This is a genomic window from Fodinibius salsisoli (assembly GCF_026229185.1).
GTDB lineage: Bacteria > Bacteroidota > Rhodothermia > Balneolales > Balneolaceae > Fodinibius > Fodinibius salsisoli.
Window position 1 is genome coordinate 18,735 of sequence record NZ_JAGGJA010000010.1, and the last position, 19,643, is coordinate 38,377.

Consider the following 19,643-nt stretch of genomic DNA (forward strand, 5'->3'; position numbering starts at 1 on the left):
ATTGGGCTCTGGCAACTTATCTACGAAAAAGATAAGCGGGGAATTGAGTGTCAGTAGCTCAACATTTTACCGGAAAGTTAAAAAGTACACCGACTGCTCACCTACAGAATACATCAAAAAGTTCCAGCTTCAGAAGGCAGCAAAATTGTTATTAGCCAACTTTGGAAATGTTTCGGAAGTGGCTTATGAAGTAGGCTTCAATAATCTCTCCTATTTTGCCAAATGTTTTAAAGAAGTATATGGCGTTACACCGGGTGAATATCTCAAAAAGAAAAAGCCAAAAAACAGATTTGATGTAAGAACGACCAGTTTTGTCGGCCGCCAAGAAGAACTATCTGAGATAAAAGATATCCTCAACCGGCATCGTCTGGTAACCCTGAGGGGTCCCGGGGGAGCGGGTAAAACACGTATCGCCATGGAGGTGGCCGACGAGGTAAAGGATAATTTCAGGGATGGTGCCAAAGTGGTACGTCTTGCTTCTATCGCTGATCCCAAGCTGGTACCTTCCACTATTTTGAGAACATTCAACCTATCAGAGCGTCCGAACCAAACGCCGATTGAAGTCCTGGCAGATCATTTACAGGATAGGGAACTGCTGCTGGTTATGGATAATTTTGAACACGTAACGAGTGCGGCAACCAAAATTAACATCCTGCTGCAACAGTGCCCAAAGCTGACGATCCTGATTACCAGTCGCGAAATTCTGCATCTCTCAGGAGAGTACCAATACCCCATCTCTCCGCTGCCCGTGCCCAAAATTCCGGATGAAGTAACTCACAACACGCTTGGTCATCTCAAAGAATATACATCGGTTCAACTATTTCTTGAACGGGCAGCAATGGTCTCTTCGGGATTTCAGATAAACAACGAGAATGCTGTAGATATTGTAACCATTTGCGGGTACCTGGACGGATTACCTTTGGCAATAGAACTTGCGGCATCCCAAATAAAAATATTTTCACCGTCAGAGCTTTCAAAAGAATTGGACAAAAACCTTTCAATGCTAAAGTCTCTTGATCACGATCGTCCGGAGCGACACCAAACACTTTGGGGTGCAATTTCCTGGAGTTATACATTGTTGAGCGACAATGAACAAAATCTATTTCAAAGTCTTTCCCTTTTCAATGGGAGCTTCAATTTGAAAGCAGCCGAAGCAATTGGGGAAGAGTCTGCAACTCTTGGCACTCTGGACGGTCTGCGTTCTCTTCTGGACAAGAATTTTCTGCAAACCACAGAATTGATGGGAGAGACCAGATTTAAAATGCTTGAGACATTGAAAAGTTACGGTCGGGAAGCCCTACGGGAGAGCCGAAAAGAACGTGTGATTATACGAAAAATGGCAGATCACTTTCTGCAGATCGCCCAAAAAGCTGCCACAAGAATAAAGGGCGGCAGGCAGAAATATTGGATCGGGCGTCTCGGGATGGAGTTGGATAACATAAGGGGTGTTTTATCACTGCTGGAACAGCATCGCGAAGTGGAACTGGGACTACAGTTGGGTACCGCTTTATGGCGCTACTGGGTTTCGCAGAATTTAATGGATGAAGGATATGAGCAACTAAAAAAACTGGTGAGGCTTGCAGATCATCTAAAGCTTAATGAAGGATCGCGGAAGACCGAACTTTTAAAAGGCCGGGCCCTGAGTGCCATGGGAATTATGGGGATGATGGTTTCCAAAGACTACAAAAAGAATGAGGATAATTTCAGGCAGTGTATCCGGACTTTCAGAAAAATCGATCACAAAAAAGAACTGGCTGAAAGCTTAAACCATTACGGATGGATAAAACTTACAGCGGGAGAGTACCGGGAAGGAACCATGTACACCCGTGAGGCGCTGGAGCTACATAAAAGGTTGAATGATATTCGGGGCATTGCGGTATCGCACAACAACTTCGGCTGGATGGAGTATATTCACGGAAACTTATCAAAAGCGGAATCCCGTTTTACTGAGAGTATTTCTTTAAGGGAAGATATCGGAGATTACAGGGGCAGTGCTTTTGTTTCCTCTTATCTTGCCCTCGTTGATCGGTGCCTGGGAAAATATGATGTTGGATTAGACAGGCTCAGGCAGGCCCGGGAGGTCCTTGAAGAGTTGGAAGATCTGCAATTGATAAGTATGGTGAACACCTCACAGGGTTATATTTTTTACGATACGGAAGAATTCCAAAAAGCGGAACGTACCCTTAAATCAGCCATTGATGGCTGGAAAGAGGTAGGCAATCCATTTGGCTTGATTTGGGCGCATGATCTGCTCGGGTTATCGTACTTACCCTTGGACAAGCCCGGATTGTCAAAAAAATGTTTCGATTGGGCGCATGACTACTATGAACAGAAATATAAAGATCAACATTTAAATCAATGGCTCTCCGCTTTTCCTCTCTATTGCCTGGCAGAATATAATGCCCATATTGGTAACATAAGTGCAGCACTTGACCAACACCTGGACATACTATCGCGACGAATAAAACAGGAGGAAAAAGTGTACATCTGCGAATCGCTGGAAGCGTGTGCAAGACTTTTTGCCAGGCAAGAAAATTGTCAAAAAGCTGTAATCTATCTGGCTTCGGCCACGCAGTTGCGAAATAAAATTCATGCCCCCCGACCGCCCCGATCAGTAGACTCCTGTAACAAAACGCTCGACCTGTGTAAGAAAATAATACCTGATCAGGCATACAGGGAGCAATGGAAACAAGGAGAGACCTATTCCCTGGATAAATTACGTTCTATTTTCTAGTATTCGAGTTCTTCCTTTCAGATCAGCTTTTCTATTCCTCTTTCCTCCCCTTTGAATGAATATTGTCAAGAATTGAACGATATCTGTTATCCATTCGTCTTTCGATTCGGTAGCATATATCCGAGGGACATGAAGTAATTCAAATATAATTCAGTACCAGAGAGTATATTCTGTCCAGAAAAATAAAAAGTGAGGTATGACATGGTGGAACAATCAGTATATGACGAATTCAGCAATAACCTTAGAGGCAGACTCGTCCGACCCGGGGATAAGGAATATGATGAATCACGCAGTGTCTATAACGGGATGATAGACCGTAAGCCCAAATGCATCGCATACTGCCACAATGTTGCCGATGTGATTACCGCTGTCCGTTTTGCGCGAAAGGAGAATTTCCGGCCTGCTATCCGTGGAGGCGGCCACAACGCGGCTGGATTGGGTGTTTGTGATGACGGACTGGTAATCGATTTGTCGACTATCAACTTTACGCATGTGGAACCTCAGGAAAAAACAGTGCGAGTTGGCGGAGGTGCCACCTGGGGGGATGTGGATCATGCCACTCACGCCTTTGGGCTGGCCACACCCAGCGGAATTGTTTCCACGACCGGCGTCGGCGGGCTTACACTGGGTGGAGGACTTGGCCACCTGACGCGAACCTACGGTTTGACCATTGACAACCTACTGGAGGCCGACCTGGTGCTGGCTGACGGCAGTTTTGTAACCGCTAACAAGGATCAAAACCCGGACCTTTTTTGGGCCATCCGGGGTGGAGGCGGCAATTTTGGGGTAGTCACTTCATTTAAATTTCGGCTTCACGAAGTAAGCACTGTCTATGCAGGCCCCACGTTTTGGGAGATGGATGAAGCCGAAGAGATTATGCACTGGTATCGTGAATTTATCCTGGATGCTCCGAATGAAATCAACGGTTTTTTTGCGATCCAGATTATTCCGCCCGTCCCACCTTTCCCGGAACATCTTCACAACAAAACAATGTGTGGGGTACTGTGGTGCTATCCCGGATCGCTGGATAAAGCGGAGGAAGTGTTCGAACCGATTCGAAAGGTGGGCAATATTGCACTCGACATGGTTGGACCACTGCCATATCCGGCCTTGCAAAGTATGTTTGATGAGCTATATCCCGCGGGACTATACTCGTATTGGAAGGCCGATTACCTGACCCAATGGAGCGATGAAGCAATCAAGAAGAATATTGAGTATGGATCCAGGATACCGACGCCGTTATCAGGCATGCATCTCTATCCTGTGAATGGTGCGGCTCATGAAGTAGGAAATGATGAAACCGCGTGGAGCTACCGCGATGCCAACTGGGTAGAGAATATCGTGGGATTTGATCCCGATCCGGCCAATAATAAGAAGATTACAACCTGGGCCAGGGAGTACTGGGAAGAGGCTGTGCATCCCTTCACTACTGGTGGAGCCTATGTAAATTTCATGATGGATGAAGGAGAGGATCGGGTGAGAGCGACCTACAGGGACAATTACGAACGGTTGGCTAAAATAAAAGCCAAGTATGATCCGGATAATTTTTTCAGTGTCAATCAAAATATTAAGCCGTTTACTAACGGGTCAAGAGAAAAGATCAATCAGAAAGAGAGTAAACTAAGAACAACTAATAACAGGTGACCAAACAATGAAAACAAAAAGAGTAATACCTTTGCTACTTATGTTCGTAATGGTGTTGGGATGTGAATCTGAAACACCAATAGCACCCGGCTCAAATTCTGAGCAAAGTTTGTCTGAAATCGCTACCAAGGCCCATAATCCGGCCGATCGCTCATCTTCCAATGTATACACATTTGCGGACATGACTGAAGTTGGCACCTCCAATCTTGTTCGTAAGGCAAACGGAGTTTCCTACAACCTCCAAACCAGCGAGCTGGAGCCCGGGACGGTGGTTACGCTTTGGATGGTAATTTTTAACAATCCCGAAAACTGTTCAGAAGATTGTGGTAATGATGATTTGGCCAACCTTGAAGCTAACATAGATGTAGTATATGCCTCAGGCAGGATAATTGGAGAGTCAGGCAAGGCAACCTATGCTGGTCATCGCAATGAAGGTGACAACAGCGGTTCAATATTTCCGGCCTGGCTGGGACTCCCCAATCCGGGTCTGGTGAATGCTGAAAAAGCTGAGATTCATTTTGTAGTGCATACCCACGGACCCAAGATACCTGAGCTGGTGAATGAAATGCTGCATTCGTTTAATGCCGGCTGTGGCCCAAACTTTGTGGAAGGGCTGCCACCAGTGCCTGAGGAGCTGGGAACCTACGGGCCCAATACCTGCGAAGATATACAGTTTGCGGTCCATAAACCATAAGTCCATTAGTCACCCATATTGTATTGGGTCATGCAGAGAGAGACAACAGGGGATGGGTCTTCTTAGAGCTGTCTCCTGTTAATACTCATCAAAGTGAAATAACTGTCAGATCTTCCAATAAATATGGCATCACATAAAACCTAACAAAAGAGGATAAGGAGAACGATATGAAATCACTTAGCACCACAATAGTAATATGTTTTTTTGCAATCGGTAGCCTTAGCGCCCAAACTGGATCTAAGCAGGCAAAAATCAAAAGTGCCATGAGCTCCGCACCGGCTTCCATTACTGAATCGGCCACGATCATGGACTGGCCGGCCGAAGAGGGTGGAGAGATGGTTGTGCTGCGTAAAGGTACAAACGGATTCACCTGCCTGCCGGGCATGCCCGCGACCTCCGGCAACGATCCGATGTGTCTGGATGAACCGTGGATGAAATGGATGGAAGCCTGGATGAATGAAGAGGAATTTAAAACCGATAAAATGGGGTTCGGGTATATGCTTCAGGGCGGCTCCCCGGGTAGTAATATTGATCCCTATGCCACAGAACCTACAGATGACAACGAGTGGCTTTCAGGGAATATACCGCACCTTATGATCCTCGTTCCCGATGAGAGTGCCTTGCAAGGACTTCCTGTAACACCTGGTCAGGGCGGCCCATGGGTGATGTTCAGAAACACGCCCTATGTACACATTATGGCACCGATGCCAAAGCATAATCCTTCCCTCGTGGAAAATTAAGTTTTAAAAAACTAAACACCAGGATCCATTTAATGATGAGTCGGTATATGAACAAGGTGATATCATATTTGTTGGCAGTTGTGTTTATTCTTTTAATAACGAGCCCTTCGCAAACCCATGCACAGACGCTCAAAGGCCGGGCTGTAATACATATCGTATCGGGCAACACCCGGATGGTTAAGGTTCCGGGGGTATCTGGCCAAAACTTAATTCTTGCACACTTCAAGGGGCTCGTCTTCCTGGATAATGGAGAGATTGCCGAAGTGATGGGTGCCGAAACCATCCATCGCCCCAAAGGGAGTGGCCGATACCTTGGGTACGAAGTGCTGACCTTCAGTGATGGCTCTACGATTATGAGCCATATGGAGGGAAGCAACAAGCCAAGTAAGGATGGCACGTACGTTCAGTTTGAAGGCACGTTTACCTATATACAAGGAACCGGTCGTTTTGAAGGTATCGAGGGTAGCGGAGAACTGGAGGGACGCAGTTATATAGCAACAGGGTCGGGAGGCTACTATGATTTTGAAGGCACTTACTCTGTGCCCTCCGACTGATCCCAGGAAAACTTCACTACCTAAAAGGAGAATCGTAATGAAATCACAAAATGTATCGTTACTTGCACTACTGATTACCTTCTTGTACATGGTTATCCCTGGGGAAACCCTGGGCCAGACAGGCGTTTCCGGAACAGTGACGGATGAAAAAGGTTCTCCACTGCCTTCTGCCATCGTGCTCGTGCTCAGTTCGGCTGATTCATCTTTGGTTCGAGGGGGAATCACCGATAAAAGTGGGTGGTATCACCTGTAAAATATTAAGCGGGGAACGTATATACTGTCAGTCTCCATGGTGGGATTCAGGCGACATCATACTGAGGAGTTCGCATTAAAAGAAGAAACCCTTCAGCAGGAACGCATTCAGCTTCTTGAATCGGTAGAATAGATGTTGGAGAAATATCGAAAGGGGAAGAGGGTGACAATAAGTTGTCAGGCCGGGATTGCATCTTGAGCGGCCTGTACCATGAATAGATGATTAAGAAACAAGGTAAAGAAATAGGTAATCAATCGGTAATGAGTGACAGCGAACAGCATCAGCTATTTGAACCGGCTGAAAATCCCCTGGAAGAACGGCTGGGCAAGGCCTTCTTTGAGGACCTTCCGACGACGCCCGGGGTCTATAAAATGTATGGACAATCGGGACGGTTGCTGTACGTGGGTAAAGCGAAGAATCTGCGCAACCGCTTGTTTACCTATCGCCGGGTGAAGAGTAGTCATTCATCCAGAAAGGTTAAGCGGCTGGTACAGATGATAAGGCACATTGAGCTACAGCACTGTGAAAGTGAAGAGGAGGCCCTGTTAACTGAGAACAGGCTCATCAGAAATAAGAAACCAGAGTTCAACCGTGCTAAGAAATCCCCGGATACCTACTATTTCTTAATCCTGAGGCCTGAAGAGAATCAGTTGACTTTCCGGCTGAGTATGCAGCATCCAGAGGATAAGTCGATCTTATCCTATACATATGGAGCTTTTAAAGGGCATCGTACCATCCGTAAAGGGACCGGGGCTTTGTTACGGCAGCTTTATCTGGCAGAGCATGATATCCAAACGCCTTTTCAATTCCCGACAGTACTGACTAATAATTTAACACCACTGTCTTATGAGTTGCCTCTGGGAAATGAGCTGGTCATAACAACGGCTTTCCAGGAAGAGGTGGAAAATTTTTTGTCCGGTAAGTCAACAGTCTTCATAGAAAAGATTGTAGAGGTTGCTACCAACCGCAACCTGTTAACGGAATACATCGGGCGACTGATTCTCAAGGATTGTGAATCGTTAAAATACTTTTACAAACAGTGCCTGCACAGGAACTGGCAGCTTCAGCAAACACTGGAGCTGGAAGAACGACTTATTCCCCAGGGTAAGCTGGATGATTATTTGATTAAAGCGGCTTTTAAGGAAGGATGAGAACGATTTACAGATGCTAAAACAAACTTCTAAAAAGATAAAATTATATTGTAAGGATTCCCTTCCAAAAGGTACTTACTTATAGGAGACAAGTAGGATTCAATTAGTATTGAGCTTCACGTTCTGATCGATGTGAGGTTCTTTACGAACGATATGAGAGAGGAAGCTCTGTGCTGTGAAAGGCGCAGGGCTTTTTTATTTTTCAAGCTATTCTAAAATCATCATTTTCTCACAAAAATAGGGCAGCAAATATGAATACTTGTGCGATGATGGAGAGGCTTATCCCAATAATAGATTCTGCTTTCAGTTAAATATATTTTCAGATATTTAGAGTTAATTCGTATATATTGTGAACCGCAAAGTTATTAGTCCTTAAAAGAAAGAAAAACAATTTAAGTTCAACGTAGGTGTAAGGGAAAGAAAAATGAATGTTGGATGTTAACTTACTGTATTTATTCTTTCTGTCCTTTATAATCAGGCAAAATAATTGTGATATATGTTCAACTCTTCTAATAAGATCATTTTGTTACCGTTGGCTTCTCTTATCGTGCTTTCGTTTCTATCGGCCTGCAATCAACAGAAGGTGGAAAGTGAACGTCCCAACATCATCTTCATTATGACGGACGATCACTCTTATCAAACGCTCAGTGCCTATGACGACCGTTTCATTGAGACCCCCAATATCGATCACATCGCAGATGAAGGGGTGAAATTTGTTAACAGCTTTGTGGGAAATTCTATTTGTGCTCCCAGCCGGGCTACGCTTCTGACGGGTAAACACTCGCATAAGAATGGGCAGATTAATAATCGAGTGGCTTTTGACGGCAATCAGCCAACTTTCCCCAAGTATCTCCAAAAGGACGGTTACCAAACGGCTCTTATCGGCAAGTGGCACCTGCGCAGCACGCCAACGGGCTATGATTATTACGACCGTTTAATTGGGCAAGGGGATTACTATAATTCAAGGTTTATTGCCAATGGAGATACGTCGCGCTCCGAGGGCTATGTAACCAATGTTATCACCGATAAAAGCATCCAGTGGATGGAAAACCGGGACAAGGACCGCCCGTTTTCGCTCCAGATTCATCACAAGGCGACCCACCGCATCTGGATGCCGGATACGGCCATGCTGAGTTCAACCGAAGAGGAGTTTACGATTCCCAACACCTATCCAGAAGAATATGAAGAAGAAGTAACAGCAGATGTAAACAAACTGAGAGGCGTTCCCAAAAACTACTTTGATGACTATGAAGGACGCCAGGCTGCTGCTGCTCAGAAATTGAGTATCATTGAGGATATGGATCTCGTTTATGACTTGAAAATGCTGGATGAGGAAGGAGATATTCAGACCAAATATAGAAATATGTATGCCAACGGACGCTATGCGAACTTCAATGATCAGCAGAAAGCTGCCTGGGATGCTTATTATGATCCCATTATCGAAAAATTTAAGGAGCATCGGGATGAGATGACCGATACCCAGCTGGCCCGCTGGAAGTACGAGCGCTATATGCAGGATTACCTGAAGACTGTAAAGTCCGTTGACAAGAATATTGGACGGCTGATCAACTATCTGAAAGAAAACGATTTATATGAAAATACGCTCATCGTTTACACCTCCGACCAAGGCTTTTATATGGGTGAGCACGGTTGGTTTGACAAACGCTTTATGTACGAACAATCGATGCGAACGCCCCTGCTGATGAAATTTCCTGAAAACATAGAAACCCGAAATAAAGTAGATGAGCTGGTACAGAATATTGACTGGGCACCAACACTGTTAGACCTGGCCGGGCTGCCGGTGCCGGAGGATATGCAGGGCCGTTCACTGCTCCCCCTGGTGCAGAATGATGATGTGGAATGGCGCGAGGCCCTTTATTATCATTATTACGAGTATCCCAATGAACATATGGTGAAACGCCACTATGGCATCCGCACAGATCGCTATAAGCTGATCCACTTTTATAACGACATTGACGATTGGGAGCTCTATGACTTAGAACAGGACTCTATGGAGATGAATAACCTGTATGGAAAGGAGGGGTATGAAGAACTGACCCGAACATTAAAAAAGAAGTTGGACGAGCTGCAGCAGCAATATGAAGACACCGACCGTAGTACCTATTAAATAATCATATTTAGAGAAGTCACTAAAATTATCGCGTCTCAACACGTTTTAAAACGGGCAGGGAAATTATAAACCATAATGTTCAAATGAACTCCACTATATCTATAATTAAAGGAGAGCGGAATAAGTTTTTGATTTTTGGATTAACCCTAACTGTTAGCATTTGCTTCCTCTTAGCTGGTTGTACCAATCAACCGGAGCCTGCGCAGCCAAACATATTATTTATCATGAGTGATGATCATACATCACAGACGTGGGGTATTTATGGGTCGATATTGGATGAAACAGTGCGAGCACCAAACATTAGCAGGCTGAGTGAAGAGGGGGCGCAACTAATGAATTCATTTGCCACAAACTCTATCTGTACGCCGAGCCGAGCCACTATTTTAACGGGGCAGTATAGTCACAAAAACAGGGTATATACCTTATCCGATCGTATTGATCCAGAAAAACAAACCTTCCCGACGCTCTTTCAGCAGAATGGTTACCAAACAGGGCTCATTGGTAAATGGCATTTAAAAACGCGTCCTTCCGGTTTTGATTATTACAATGTACTGCCGGGGCAGGGGCGCTATTTTGATCCCATTCTACGCGACAGCGAAACCTGGCCCGAGGGTAAGGCATACGAAGGATTTACGGCCGATGTAATTACAGATCATTCAATTGAATGGTTGGAACAGCGTGAAAATAAGAAACCCTTTTTACTATTGACTCACTTTAAGGCCACTCACGAGCCGTTTAATTATCCGGAGCGGTTCGATACTTTGTATGCTAACACGGAAATCCCCGAACCGGAAAGCCTGTACAATTTTTATCCCGAGGACACGGGACGAACCTTTGAAGGACAAGTCTTGGAAATTTTAGGTCGACGATTTGAGGCAAACCCGGAGCGATATTCAGCTGATGAATTTTCTCTTGAAGGATTGAACAAAAAAGAGGCGCGCCATAAGACATATCAAAAGTTTGTGAAAGATTTCCTTCGGTCCGGTGCCGCCATTGATGAAAATATCGGCCGCTTGCTGGACTACCTGGATGAAAAAGGCCTGGCTGAGAATACCATAGTCATCTACACCGCTGATCAGGGATATTTTATGGGTGAACACGGATTATTTGATAAGCGAATGATGTACGAAGAGTCGATCCGAATGCCTTTTGTTATTCGGTACCCGCAGGAAATTAAACCGGACACCAAAAATGAGGATATCATTCTGAATACGGATTTTGCTCCGCTCTTGCTGGATTATGCCGGTATTCCTATTCCCGAAAATATGCAGGGTCGAAGTTTTCGGGCCAACCTTGCCGGTCAAACACCTGAAGCCTGGCGGCAGCAAATGTACTACCGTTATTGGATGCACGAAGAGCATCGCCCCGCACATCTGGGTATCCGAACAAAGCACTACAAGTTGATCTATTTTTACGGGCAAAACCTGGAGGGTGGTTATGCAGACGGGCCAACAGCCCCCACATGGGAGTTTTATGATTTAAAGAACGATCCCAAAGAGCTTAAAAATGTATATAATAGCAGTGAATATCAGGATGAGATAAAGAAGCTCAAAAAACAGATGATGCAATTAAAAGAGCAGGTGGGTGACTCTGATGAGCAATATCCTGTGATGGATAGTCTTTTGCGTAATATCGGTGAGTAAGGGGCCAAAAAATTAAACGTATAGCAATAAATTAAGAAGATGATGAGTAAGATTGACAGCAAGAGTACAGCAAACACGGATTACTGCAGGCACCTGAGCCTTATTTTTAGCCTAATAGTAGTTTTGGGTTTAATGAATGGCTGCACAGAGCCTCAGGAAGATACGGAAGCCACGGTATCATCGCCGAACATTGTTGTTCTCTTCCTTGATGATGTGGGATATGGAGATTTGAGCAGTTATGGACATCCGGTTATTAAAACTCCCAATATTGATGAGTTGGGCAGCCAGGGAGTACGGTTTACTTCTTTTGTGACCGCGATGTGGTGTGTGCCCTCGCGAACTCAGCTTTTAACCGGTCGATATATGCCTCGTGTGAATTTCAACGGTGGAACAGGGGCAGGCGGCAAAGGAGGATTACCGGACAGCGAGCTTACTCTGGCCGAAGGATTGAAAGAAGCAGGCTATAACACCGGAATGGCCGGGAAATGGCACCTTGGATATAAGCAAAAGAAATTTTTACCAACCGGTCAGGGATTTGATAGCTGGTTCGGAATGCCCTATTCCAATGATTATCGAAAACCGTGGGTAAATACCGATGAGCCTTTAGGGTTGTATCGGGGCGATGAAATGGTAGAGCATCCTGTCAATCAGGATTCGTTGACTGTTCGATATACAGCAGAAGCGCTGAATTTTATTGATCAAAACGGTCAGGGAGAGCAACCCTTTTTCTTCTATCTGGCTTATAATATGGCACACCTGCCAATCCATACGACCGATGAGTTTCGTGGCAAGTCTCGTGGTGGATTGTATGGTGATGTTATCGAGACATTGGATTGGAGCGTTGGCCAGGTGCTGGACAAGCTGGATGAGATGGGCATCTCCGATAATACGATTGTGTTTTTCGCATCCGACAACGGGCCGTGGCTCAACCTGCCAGACCGCATGCGCCAGGAAGGAAACCTGCCGTGGCACCAGGGAAGCTCTGGATTGCTTCGCGGTTATAAGCATACCAGTTATGAGGGAGGGAACCGTGTGCCCGCCATGATACGCTGGCCGGGCCAAATTCCGCCAGGCCAAGTTACCGATCAGTTAGTAGCTGCACCGGATATCTATCGAACGCTCTTGGAAACGGGCGGAGGAACGCTTCCCGAACACACCTTAGACGGCCAGAACGTGATGAATTTTTTGAAGGGCGAGGAAGAAACCTCTCCCCGGAAGGAATACGCCTATTTCCGGAATGGAAATCTTGAAGCGATGCGCATGGGCGACTGGAAGCTCAGAGTGATTGAAGGTTACCCGCAACTGTTCAACCTCCAGGTAGATCCTTCGGAAGAATATAACCGGGCTGATGAAAAACCCGGGATTGTCAATAACATCAAAAATAGAATGCAAGAACTGGCTGATGAGGTTGATGCAAACCTCGGGCCGGATCCAGAAACGGAAAAGGAGCAGTAATATTCAGTAAGTATCACTGAGAAACCGATCAGCAGCGACCTTCTCTATCATAACCAAAGTGATTAATCGAAACTCACGTTATAGAAAAAGAATGAACAGGTATATGAAAACAGCTTTTAGGGTTTATCAGCCTGAATCTCAAAGGATGAGCAACATAATCAAAAGTCTCGTTTTAATGATATTGGCAATCATTCTGTCTGTTTGTCCGTCATCAGCACAGGACAATGAAAAACCGAATGTGCTGTTCATTATTTCTGATGACTTAGCAGCAACGGCGATCTCTTCTTACGGAAATGAGGTCGTCCAAACACCCAACATCGATCGATTGGCGTCGGAGGGTACGCGCTTCACACGAGCCTATTCGCAATACCCGGTTTGTGGTCCCTCCAGGGCTTCGCTGATGTTTGGCTACTATCCGTCCGCTACAGAAACCTATAGATATGTGAGCGGCCGTGAGAATGTAGGCAATGAGCGTGAATCGTGGACGCAGCTCTTTAAAAATAATGGTTATTATACCGCCCGGGTCAGCAAAATTTATCACATGGGAGTGCCGATTGATATTGAGGAGGGGTCGAACGGAACGGACGACCCGGCATCCTGGACAGAACGCTACAACAGCCAGGGGCCCGAGTGGAAAGCCGAAGGCGAAGCGGAGTTGGTCCAGAACAATCCCTATGGAACCAAACCAAGAGAGGGCGGGAATGTGATGACCGTAGTGAAAGGAGAGGGGGGAGATCTCGCTCACTCCGATGGAAAAACGGCTCAAAAGGCAAGTGAACTGATTCGCAAACATAAAGAGGAACCGTTTTTTCTGGCGGTGGGATTTGTTCGTCCACATGTACCGTTCGTTGCCCCCGAAAACTATTTTGAACCGTATCCATACCAGCAGTTGGTTCTTCCACCCAAGGTTGAGAATGACTGGGATGATATTCCTCCGCTGGGTATTAACTACGTGAACAGCAAGAATGCTCAGATGTCGGAAGAGCAGGAAAAGAAGGCCGTAGCAGGATATTACGCTTCCGTTTCATACATGGATGCACAAGTAGGAAAGGTGTTGCAAACCCTGAAGGAAGAGGGGCTGGAAAAAAATACCATTGTGATATTTACCTCCGATCATGGATTCCACCTGGGTGAGCATCGGTTTTGGATGAAATTGGGACTGCATGAAGAATCTGTTCGGGTTCCCATGATTATCAAAGTACCGGGCAAAGAGCCCGCGGTTAGTCACTCATTTGCAGAATTACTGGATCTGTATCCTACAGTAGCAGAGTTGGCTAACCTGGAGTATTCGGAAGATCTGCAGGGAAAAAGCCTGGTCCGGGTCCTCGACGATCCCACACACTCGGTCCGCGATGCCGCTTTTTCTGTAACACGATGGCGTGGGGAGATAGGGTATCTGTTGCGAACCGATAAATGGGCCTACATCCAATATGGCGAAGAGGCCGAAGCGGGGATGGAGCTGTACGATATGCAACTTGATCCACAACAGTTTAATAACCTGGCGGGGAATCCGCTTTATGAGGAGATCGTGGATCAGTTTCAGCAGAAGCTGGATGAGAAACTGGCCGAAGTGAGGGATAATGATCTTGGCATCAGCTACTATAATTAATAAAACGCCAACAATTCATCTACTTTAGGAAAGAAAAGTAATCTATAAAAGGGTTCCGTTAACAAAGGAACACAAAACATATTTTTTATGATGGATATATTTTTTTGTAAAACAAGTCAGCATAGAAAATTCCGTTGGATGAGATGTGCAATGAGTATGTTTCTGGTAGCGGTTGTACTTGTTGGGTGTATGGGCAAGTCTGGCAACAGTTCCGAAGACCCAAAAGAAAAGCCCAACATCATCTTCATCATGTCGGATGACCATGCCTACCAAGCTATTGGAAGCTATGGCAGTAGGATCAATAAAACCCCCAACATCGACCGTATTGCGGAAGAGGGGATGCGTTTTGAAAATAGCTTTGTCACCAATTCGATTTGTGCTCCCAGCCGGGCAGTATTGCTAACCGGAAAGTACAGCCATATGAATGGGCATATTGATAACAGCACTGAGTTCGATGGCAGCCAGGTGACCTTTCCCAAAATCCTTCAAAAAAATGGATATGAGACCGCTATGATCGGGAAGTGGCATCTGAAAAGTCAACCCACAGGTTTCGACTATTGGAATGTATTGCCGGGACAAGGCTACTATTATAATCCCGACTTTATAGAGATGGGCGATACGGTTCGGCAGGAAGGATATGTGACGGATCTTATTACGGATGTTAGCCTCAATTGGCTGAAAAAGAGGAAAGACGACCAACCGTTTTTGCTTGTGCTGGGCCATAAGGCTCCGCACCGGAACTGGATGCCGGGTCCTGATCATCTGAACGACTATAATGGCGAAGAGATTCCACTTCCGGAAACGTTCTATGATGATTACCAAACGCGCTCTGCCGCTGCTAAGGAGCAGTATATGGAGATAGGTGAAGTGATGGGACCGGGATATGACCTGAAGTTATCGGAAGAGGAAGGTAGTACAAAAATTGTGCGTCAAGGTCGCTGGTGGGCTCAACCGTACAAACGTATGAACGCGAAACAACGCGAAGTTTGGGATGCCGCTTATCAGCCAAGGAACGATGCTTTTCACCGTCAGGATCTATCAGGAAAGAAGTTAGAGGAATGGAAATATCAGCGTTATATAAAGGATTACCTGCTTACGATAGCCTCGGTGGATGATAATGTGGGGCGCGTTCTGGATTATTTGGAAGAAGAAGGACTTACCGAAAATACGATTATTGTTTATACGTCTGACCAAGGGTTTTACCTGGGAGAGCATGGCTGGTTCGACAAACGCTGGATGTATGAACAATCGTTACGAATGCCGCTGCTGATGCGATACGACGGGCATATCCCCGCGGGTAGTGTAACAGATCAGTTTGCTCTTAATCTTGATTTTGCCCCTACCTTTTTAGACTATGCTGGGATTGACATAACAGAATCTATGCAAGGGCGATCGCTGAGACCGGTACTCGAAAACAAAGCTCCAGACGATTGGCGCCAGTCCATGTATTATCATTATTATGAATATCCCGGCCCTCACCAAGTGAAGCGCCACTATGGTATACGTACCGATCGCTATAAGTTAATTCATTTCTATTACGATATAGATGCGTGGGAGTTATATGACCTCAAAGAAGACCCTAATGAGCTGAATAATGTATATGATGATTCTGCCTATGCCGATGTCGTCGTAGAGTTGAAGCAGCAATTGGATGATCTGCGGGAACAGTATGGAGATACCGAGGAAGCTACAGAACGGTATTTGCCAAAAGAGGATAAGTAATCAGCTTAATCTGAATTTCTGGCTGCTAAAGTGATGGGCAGGTGAGGTGTTATTTGTGAGTAGGCCCGCGAGGATGGTACTACTGGCGGGAAATATTCAAGCCTGACAGCAACCTTACAGCTTTGAAGAGAGCAAACATTACCTTTCCCCATCATGGTGAATAGATTATTCCTCAATCCTGATTAATAGCAAAGATCAAGTGGGGAATGGGTCGGTCACTTGTCTTTATTAACATCGGTGAACAGAACATATACCCATCAAATGTTAGGGGCATTCTCGAATTTTCCAGCTAAGCTATTGGCATTTTTCATATATTAAGCGGGATGATTTTTTCTACTGCAGACTAACAAGAGTACTTTCCAATATTGACATCTGTTAATTAATGACTTGGAAAAAATGATCTGCCTTCCCAAGATTTGTAACTGGATTAGAAAGGTTAGGGAAATCTATAATAATTGTAGAATAATTTATGCAAGTTTAAAGATTTTTTTTAAGATTGTTTTTTATAAGGGGATAAAAAACTATAGCTGCATGTAGCACAAAAAATTATGATGGGAATTCCCTCAGGTCAAAAATATACTGTCTACCTTTTTGTCGGACTTACGGTCTTATCTTTTGGGCTCTATATATTTTTCGGTCATGAAGAACAAGTTGATTACAATAGAGATATCAAACCGATTCTTAACAAGAATTGTATTGCCTGTCACGGAGGGGTAAAAAAATCGGCACAATTCAGCCTGCTATTTCAGAAAGAGGCCTATAGTAAAAATGAGTCAGGGGAACGGGCGATAGTGCCGGGTAATCCGGAGGAGAGTGAGATGATACGTCGTATTACGCATCATGATCCAGAGGTGCGTATGCCTCCGGAGGGTGATCCACTTCCAGAAGACGAGATTGAACTTCTAACCGAGTGGATCGAACAGGGAGCGCAGTGGGGGGAACATTGGGCTTACCAGGAGCTGGAGGATCTAGAGCCACCGGAGGTTGACGCTGAGTGGTCCAATAATGGGATCGATCAATTTATACTTCAAAAACTGAACGAGGAAGAACTCAACCCATCGCCACGCGCGGACAAACGAACCCTGCTGCGACGCGTAACACTTGATCTGACCGGGATCCCGCCCACACAGCAAGAGTTGGAAACCTTTTTAGATGACAACAGTGCGGATGCTTACGAGAAGGTAGTGGATCGACTACTTGCTTCGCCGCGTTACGGGGAGCGCTGGGCAGCTATGTGGATGGATTTGGCCCGTTATGCTGATTCCAAGGGGTACGAGAAGGATGGGCATCGCAGCATTTGGCAATATAGAGATTGGTTGATCAAAGCCTTTAACGAGGATAAGCCGTTTGATGAATTCACGATCGAGCAGCTGGCGGGAGATTTACTTCCCAATCCCACTAAAAAACAGCTTATTGCCACGGCCTTTCACCGCAATACCATGAATAATGATGAAGGGGGAACCAATGACGAAGAGTTTCGGGTGGCTGCGGTTATCGACCGGGTAAACACTACCTGGAACGTATGGCAGGGGACCACGATGGAATGCGTGCAGTGCCATGCGCATCCGTATGACCCGATTCGCCATGAGGACTTCTATAAATCCTACGCCTATTTCAATAATTCGGCTGATGAAGATGTTCCCAGTGAAGCTCCGAATCTTAGAACATTTACCCGGGAAGAGGATCAGCAGCGGCTTAATGAGATAAGGCAATGGGTTAACAAACAGATCGAAAATCCCAAGCAATCAAAAAAAGAAGTTCAAGACTTTACAAACCTGGTTCGCCTGACGGAACCAAAGATCCACGGTCACTCTTTCGATCAGATCAAAAAGGGAACCATAACCTCTACCAACAGCTACCTGGCGGTAAAGCACGGCGGACATGCCCGGCTTACTGATGTGGATTTGACCGGCAAGGATCGCATGTTTATCAGCTACCGGGCTGGCAGAACCACCGGAGAAGTTGAGATACGAAAAGATAGTTTAAAAGGAGAAAGCATTGGATTGTGGGATATTGGGAAGGATGACGGACCGAGAAGCTTTGATATCACTTCTATCCCTATAGCCCCACAAGAAGGGAAGCATGACCTTTACTTTGTATTCAGGGATCCTGGAAACAAGGGGTATGTAAATAATATTGAATGGGTACTCTTTCATCAGTCGCTACCGGGTAAGGGCAAACCGGGTTATGAAAAGGCTCGTGAGAAGTTTGCTTCACTGCTTAATACCAATGAAGTTATTGAAACACCTGTGATGGTTGAACTTGAGGGTAACCGGGCGCGAACGACCCGCATCTTTGAACGAGGAAACTGGATGGTTCATGGTGATACGGTTAAGCCAGGGGTTCCGGAAGTTTTAAATCCCATGCCGGACGAATATCCCGAAAGTCGACTGGGGCTGGCGCGCTGGCTGGTAAGCAAGGAAAATCCGCTTACGGCCCGAGTGACAGTGAACCGGCTTTGGGATAAGCTCTTTGGGACGGGTATTGTAGAGACCGTTTCCGACTTTGGTTCTCAGGGCTATTTGCCATCGCATCCAGATCTACTCGACTGGCTGGCCCTGCAGTTAATGAATAAGCATGATTGGAGCGTCAAGGAATTGTTGAAGCAAATAGTGATGTCGGCAACCTATCAACAGGCCTCCGATACATCACCCGAACTGCGGGAATTGGATCCTGATAACCGGTTATTAGCTCGAGGTCCGAGAATACGGCTTACCGCCGAACAGCTTCGCGACCAAGCCTTGGCTGTAGGTGGACTATTGAGTGATAAAATGTACGGGCCCAGTGTGATGCCGCCGCAGCCCGATGGCTTATGGCAGGTAGTCTACAGCGGACTTGAGTGGAAGACCAGTGAGGGAGAAGACAAGCATAGACGGGCGCTATACACCTATTGGCGCCGGACTAATCCGTATCCTTCAATGGTCACTTTTGATGCTCCCAGCCGGGAGGTGTGTGTAGCTCAAAGAGTGAATACCAATACGCCACTGCAAGCCTTGGTCACCTTAAATGATCCGGTGTTTGTGGAGGCCGCTCAGGGATTGGCAGAACGGATGATAAAAAAAGCTCCAAAGAGTACTGAGGAGCAGCTGAAAACGGGCTACCGACTTGCCATGAAGCAGGATATCGATCCTGCAAAGTTAAAGGATCTAAAGAATCTTTATAGTGATACCAAAGCGCACTTTCAGCAGCACCCCAAAGAAGCGGAAGAACTAATGGGTAAGAAGCATAATGTGCAACTGGCTACGCTGACCGTTGTATCAAGTGCAATTATGAACCTGGATGAATTTATGACCAAATCTTAAACGGGAAATAA

Annotated in this window: 13 protein-coding genes; all 13 read left to right on the top strand. The window is 45.8% G+C overall.

All coding sequences use genetic code 11. The features are described 5' to 3' along the window. The first annotated feature begins 43 nt into the window (after positions 1-43). The 13 genes from J6I44_RS14420 (at position 44) to J6I44_RS14480 (ending at position 19,632) form a co-directional block, all read left to right on the top strand. Positions 44-2,734 carry a helix-turn-helix domain-containing protein gene (locus J6I44_RS14420; protein ID WP_434084234.1) on the top strand — a complete coding sequence of 897 codons (2,691 nt, stop codon included), beginning with the start codon at positions 44-46 and terminating at the stop codon, positions 2,732-2,734. 201 nt (positions 2,735-2,935) lie between these two features. Beyond that, positions 2,936-4,378 (top strand): FAD-binding oxidoreductase, encoded by a 1,443-nt coding sequence (locus J6I44_RS14425; protein WP_265766855.1) that lies wholly within the window; start codon positions 2,936-2,938, stop codon positions 4,376-4,378. A gap of 7 nt (positions 4,379-4,385) precedes the next feature. Continuing rightward, entirely contained in the window at positions 4,386-5,072 is a 687-nt protein-coding gene (locus J6I44_RS14430; RefSeq protein ID WP_265766856.1) for a hypothetical protein, read from the top strand. 167 nt (positions 5,073-5,239) lie between these two features. After that, positions 5,240-5,812, top strand: a complete 573-nt coding sequence (locus J6I44_RS14435; RefSeq protein ID WP_265766857.1) for a hypothetical protein — start codon at positions 5,240-5,242, stop codon at positions 5,810-5,812. A 47-nt stretch (positions 5,813-5,859) separates the two neighbouring features. Next, a complete protein-coding gene (locus J6I44_RS14440; RefSeq protein WP_265766858.1) occupies positions 5,860-6,366 on the top strand; it encodes a hypothetical protein in 507 nt (168 codons plus the stop codon). Positions 6,367-6,454: 88 nt separating this feature from the next. Beyond that, complete coding sequence (locus J6I44_RS14445; protein WP_265766859.1) at positions 6,455-6,619, top strand: carboxypeptidase-like regulatory domain-containing protein; 165 nt, start codon at positions 6,455-6,457, stop codon at positions 6,617-6,619. A 218-nt stretch (positions 6,620-6,837) separates the two neighbouring features. Further along, positions 6,838-7,770 carry a nucleotide excision repair endonuclease gene (locus J6I44_RS14450; RefSeq protein WP_265766860.1) on the top strand — a complete coding sequence of 311 codons (933 nt, stop codon included), beginning with the start codon at positions 6,838-6,840 and terminating at the stop codon, positions 7,768-7,770. Positions 7,771-8,266: 496 nt separating this feature from the next. Then, positions 8,267-9,898, top strand: a complete 1,632-nt coding sequence (locus tag J6I44_RS14455; protein ID WP_265766861.1) for a sulfatase family protein — start codon at positions 8,267-8,269, stop codon at positions 9,896-9,898. A gap of 86 nt (positions 9,899-9,984) precedes the next feature. Next, positions 9,985-11,544 carry a sulfatase family protein gene (locus tag J6I44_RS14460; RefSeq protein ID WP_265766862.1) on the top strand — a complete coding sequence of 520 codons (1,560 nt, stop codon included), beginning with the start codon at positions 9,985-9,987 and terminating at the stop codon, positions 11,542-11,544. Positions 11,545-11,583: 39 nt separating this feature from the next. Then, complete coding sequence (locus tag J6I44_RS14465; RefSeq protein ID WP_265766863.1) at positions 11,584-12,999, top strand: sulfatase family protein; 1,416 nt, start codon at positions 11,584-11,586, stop codon at positions 12,997-12,999. A 175-nt stretch (positions 13,000-13,174) separates the two neighbouring features. Beyond that, positions 13,175-14,608, top strand: coding sequence for a sulfatase (locus J6I44_RS14470; RefSeq protein WP_265766864.1), 1,434 nt, complete (start codon positions 13,175-13,177; stop codon positions 14,606-14,608). A gap of 150 nt (positions 14,609-14,758) precedes the next feature. Further along, positions 14,759-16,330 (top strand): sulfatase family protein, encoded by a 1,572-nt coding sequence (locus J6I44_RS14475; RefSeq protein ID WP_265766865.1) that lies wholly within the window; start codon positions 14,759-14,761, stop codon positions 16,328-16,330. 548 nt (positions 16,331-16,878) lie between these two features. Then, the gene (locus J6I44_RS14480; protein WP_265766866.1) at positions 16,879-19,632 is read left to right on the top strand and encodes a DUF1553 domain-containing protein; all 2,754 of its coding nucleotides are present in this window, start codon (positions 16,879-16,881) and stop codon (positions 19,630-19,632) included. The last annotated feature ends 11 nt before the right edge of the window (positions 19,633-19,643 follow it).

Bases quoted from the DNA above. Each gene is read 5' to 3' on its own strand.
- J6I44_RS14425 (WP_265766855.1), top strand. From the start codon at position 2,936: ATGGTGGAACAATCAGTATATGACGAATTCAGCAATAACCTTAGAGGC.
- J6I44_RS14430 (WP_265766856.1), top strand. From the start codon at position 4,386: ATGAAAACAAAAAGAGTAATACCTTTGCTACTTATGTTCGTAATGGTG.
- J6I44_RS14465 (WP_265766863.1), top strand. From the start codon at position 11,584: ATGATGAGTAAGATTGACAGCAAGAGTACAGCAAACACGGATTACTGC.
- J6I44_RS14435 (WP_265766857.1), top strand. From the start codon at position 5,240: ATGAAATCACTTAGCACCACAATAGTAATATGTTTTTTTGCAATCGGT.
- J6I44_RS14470 (WP_265766864.1), top strand. From the start codon at position 13,175: ATGATATTGGCAATCATTCTGTCTGTTTGTCCGTCATCAGCACAGGAC.
- J6I44_RS14455 (WP_265766861.1), top strand. From the start codon at position 8,267: ATGTTCAACTCTTCTAATAAGATCATTTTGTTACCGTTGGCTTCTCTT.
- J6I44_RS14460 (WP_265766862.1), top strand. From the start codon at position 9,985: ATGAACTCCACTATATCTATAATTAAAGGAGAGCGGAATAAGTTTTTG.
- J6I44_RS14480 (WP_265766866.1), top strand. From the start codon at position 16,879: ATGATGGGAATTCCCTCAGGTCAAAAATATACTGTCTACCTTTTTGTC.
- J6I44_RS14440 (WP_265766858.1), top strand. From the start codon at position 5,860: ATGAACAAGGTGATATCATATTTGTTGGCAGTTGTGTTTATTCTTTTA.
- J6I44_RS14450 (WP_265766860.1), top strand. From the start codon at position 6,838: ATGATTAAGAAACAAGGTAAAGAAATAGGTAATCAATCGGTAATGAGT.
- J6I44_RS14475 (WP_265766865.1), top strand. From the start codon at position 14,759: ATGAGTATGTTTCTGGTAGCGGTTGTACTTGTTGGGTGTATGGGCAAG.
- J6I44_RS14445 (WP_265766859.1), top strand. From the start codon at position 6,455: ATGGTTATCCCTGGGGAAACCCTGGGCCAGACAGGCGTTTCCGGAACA.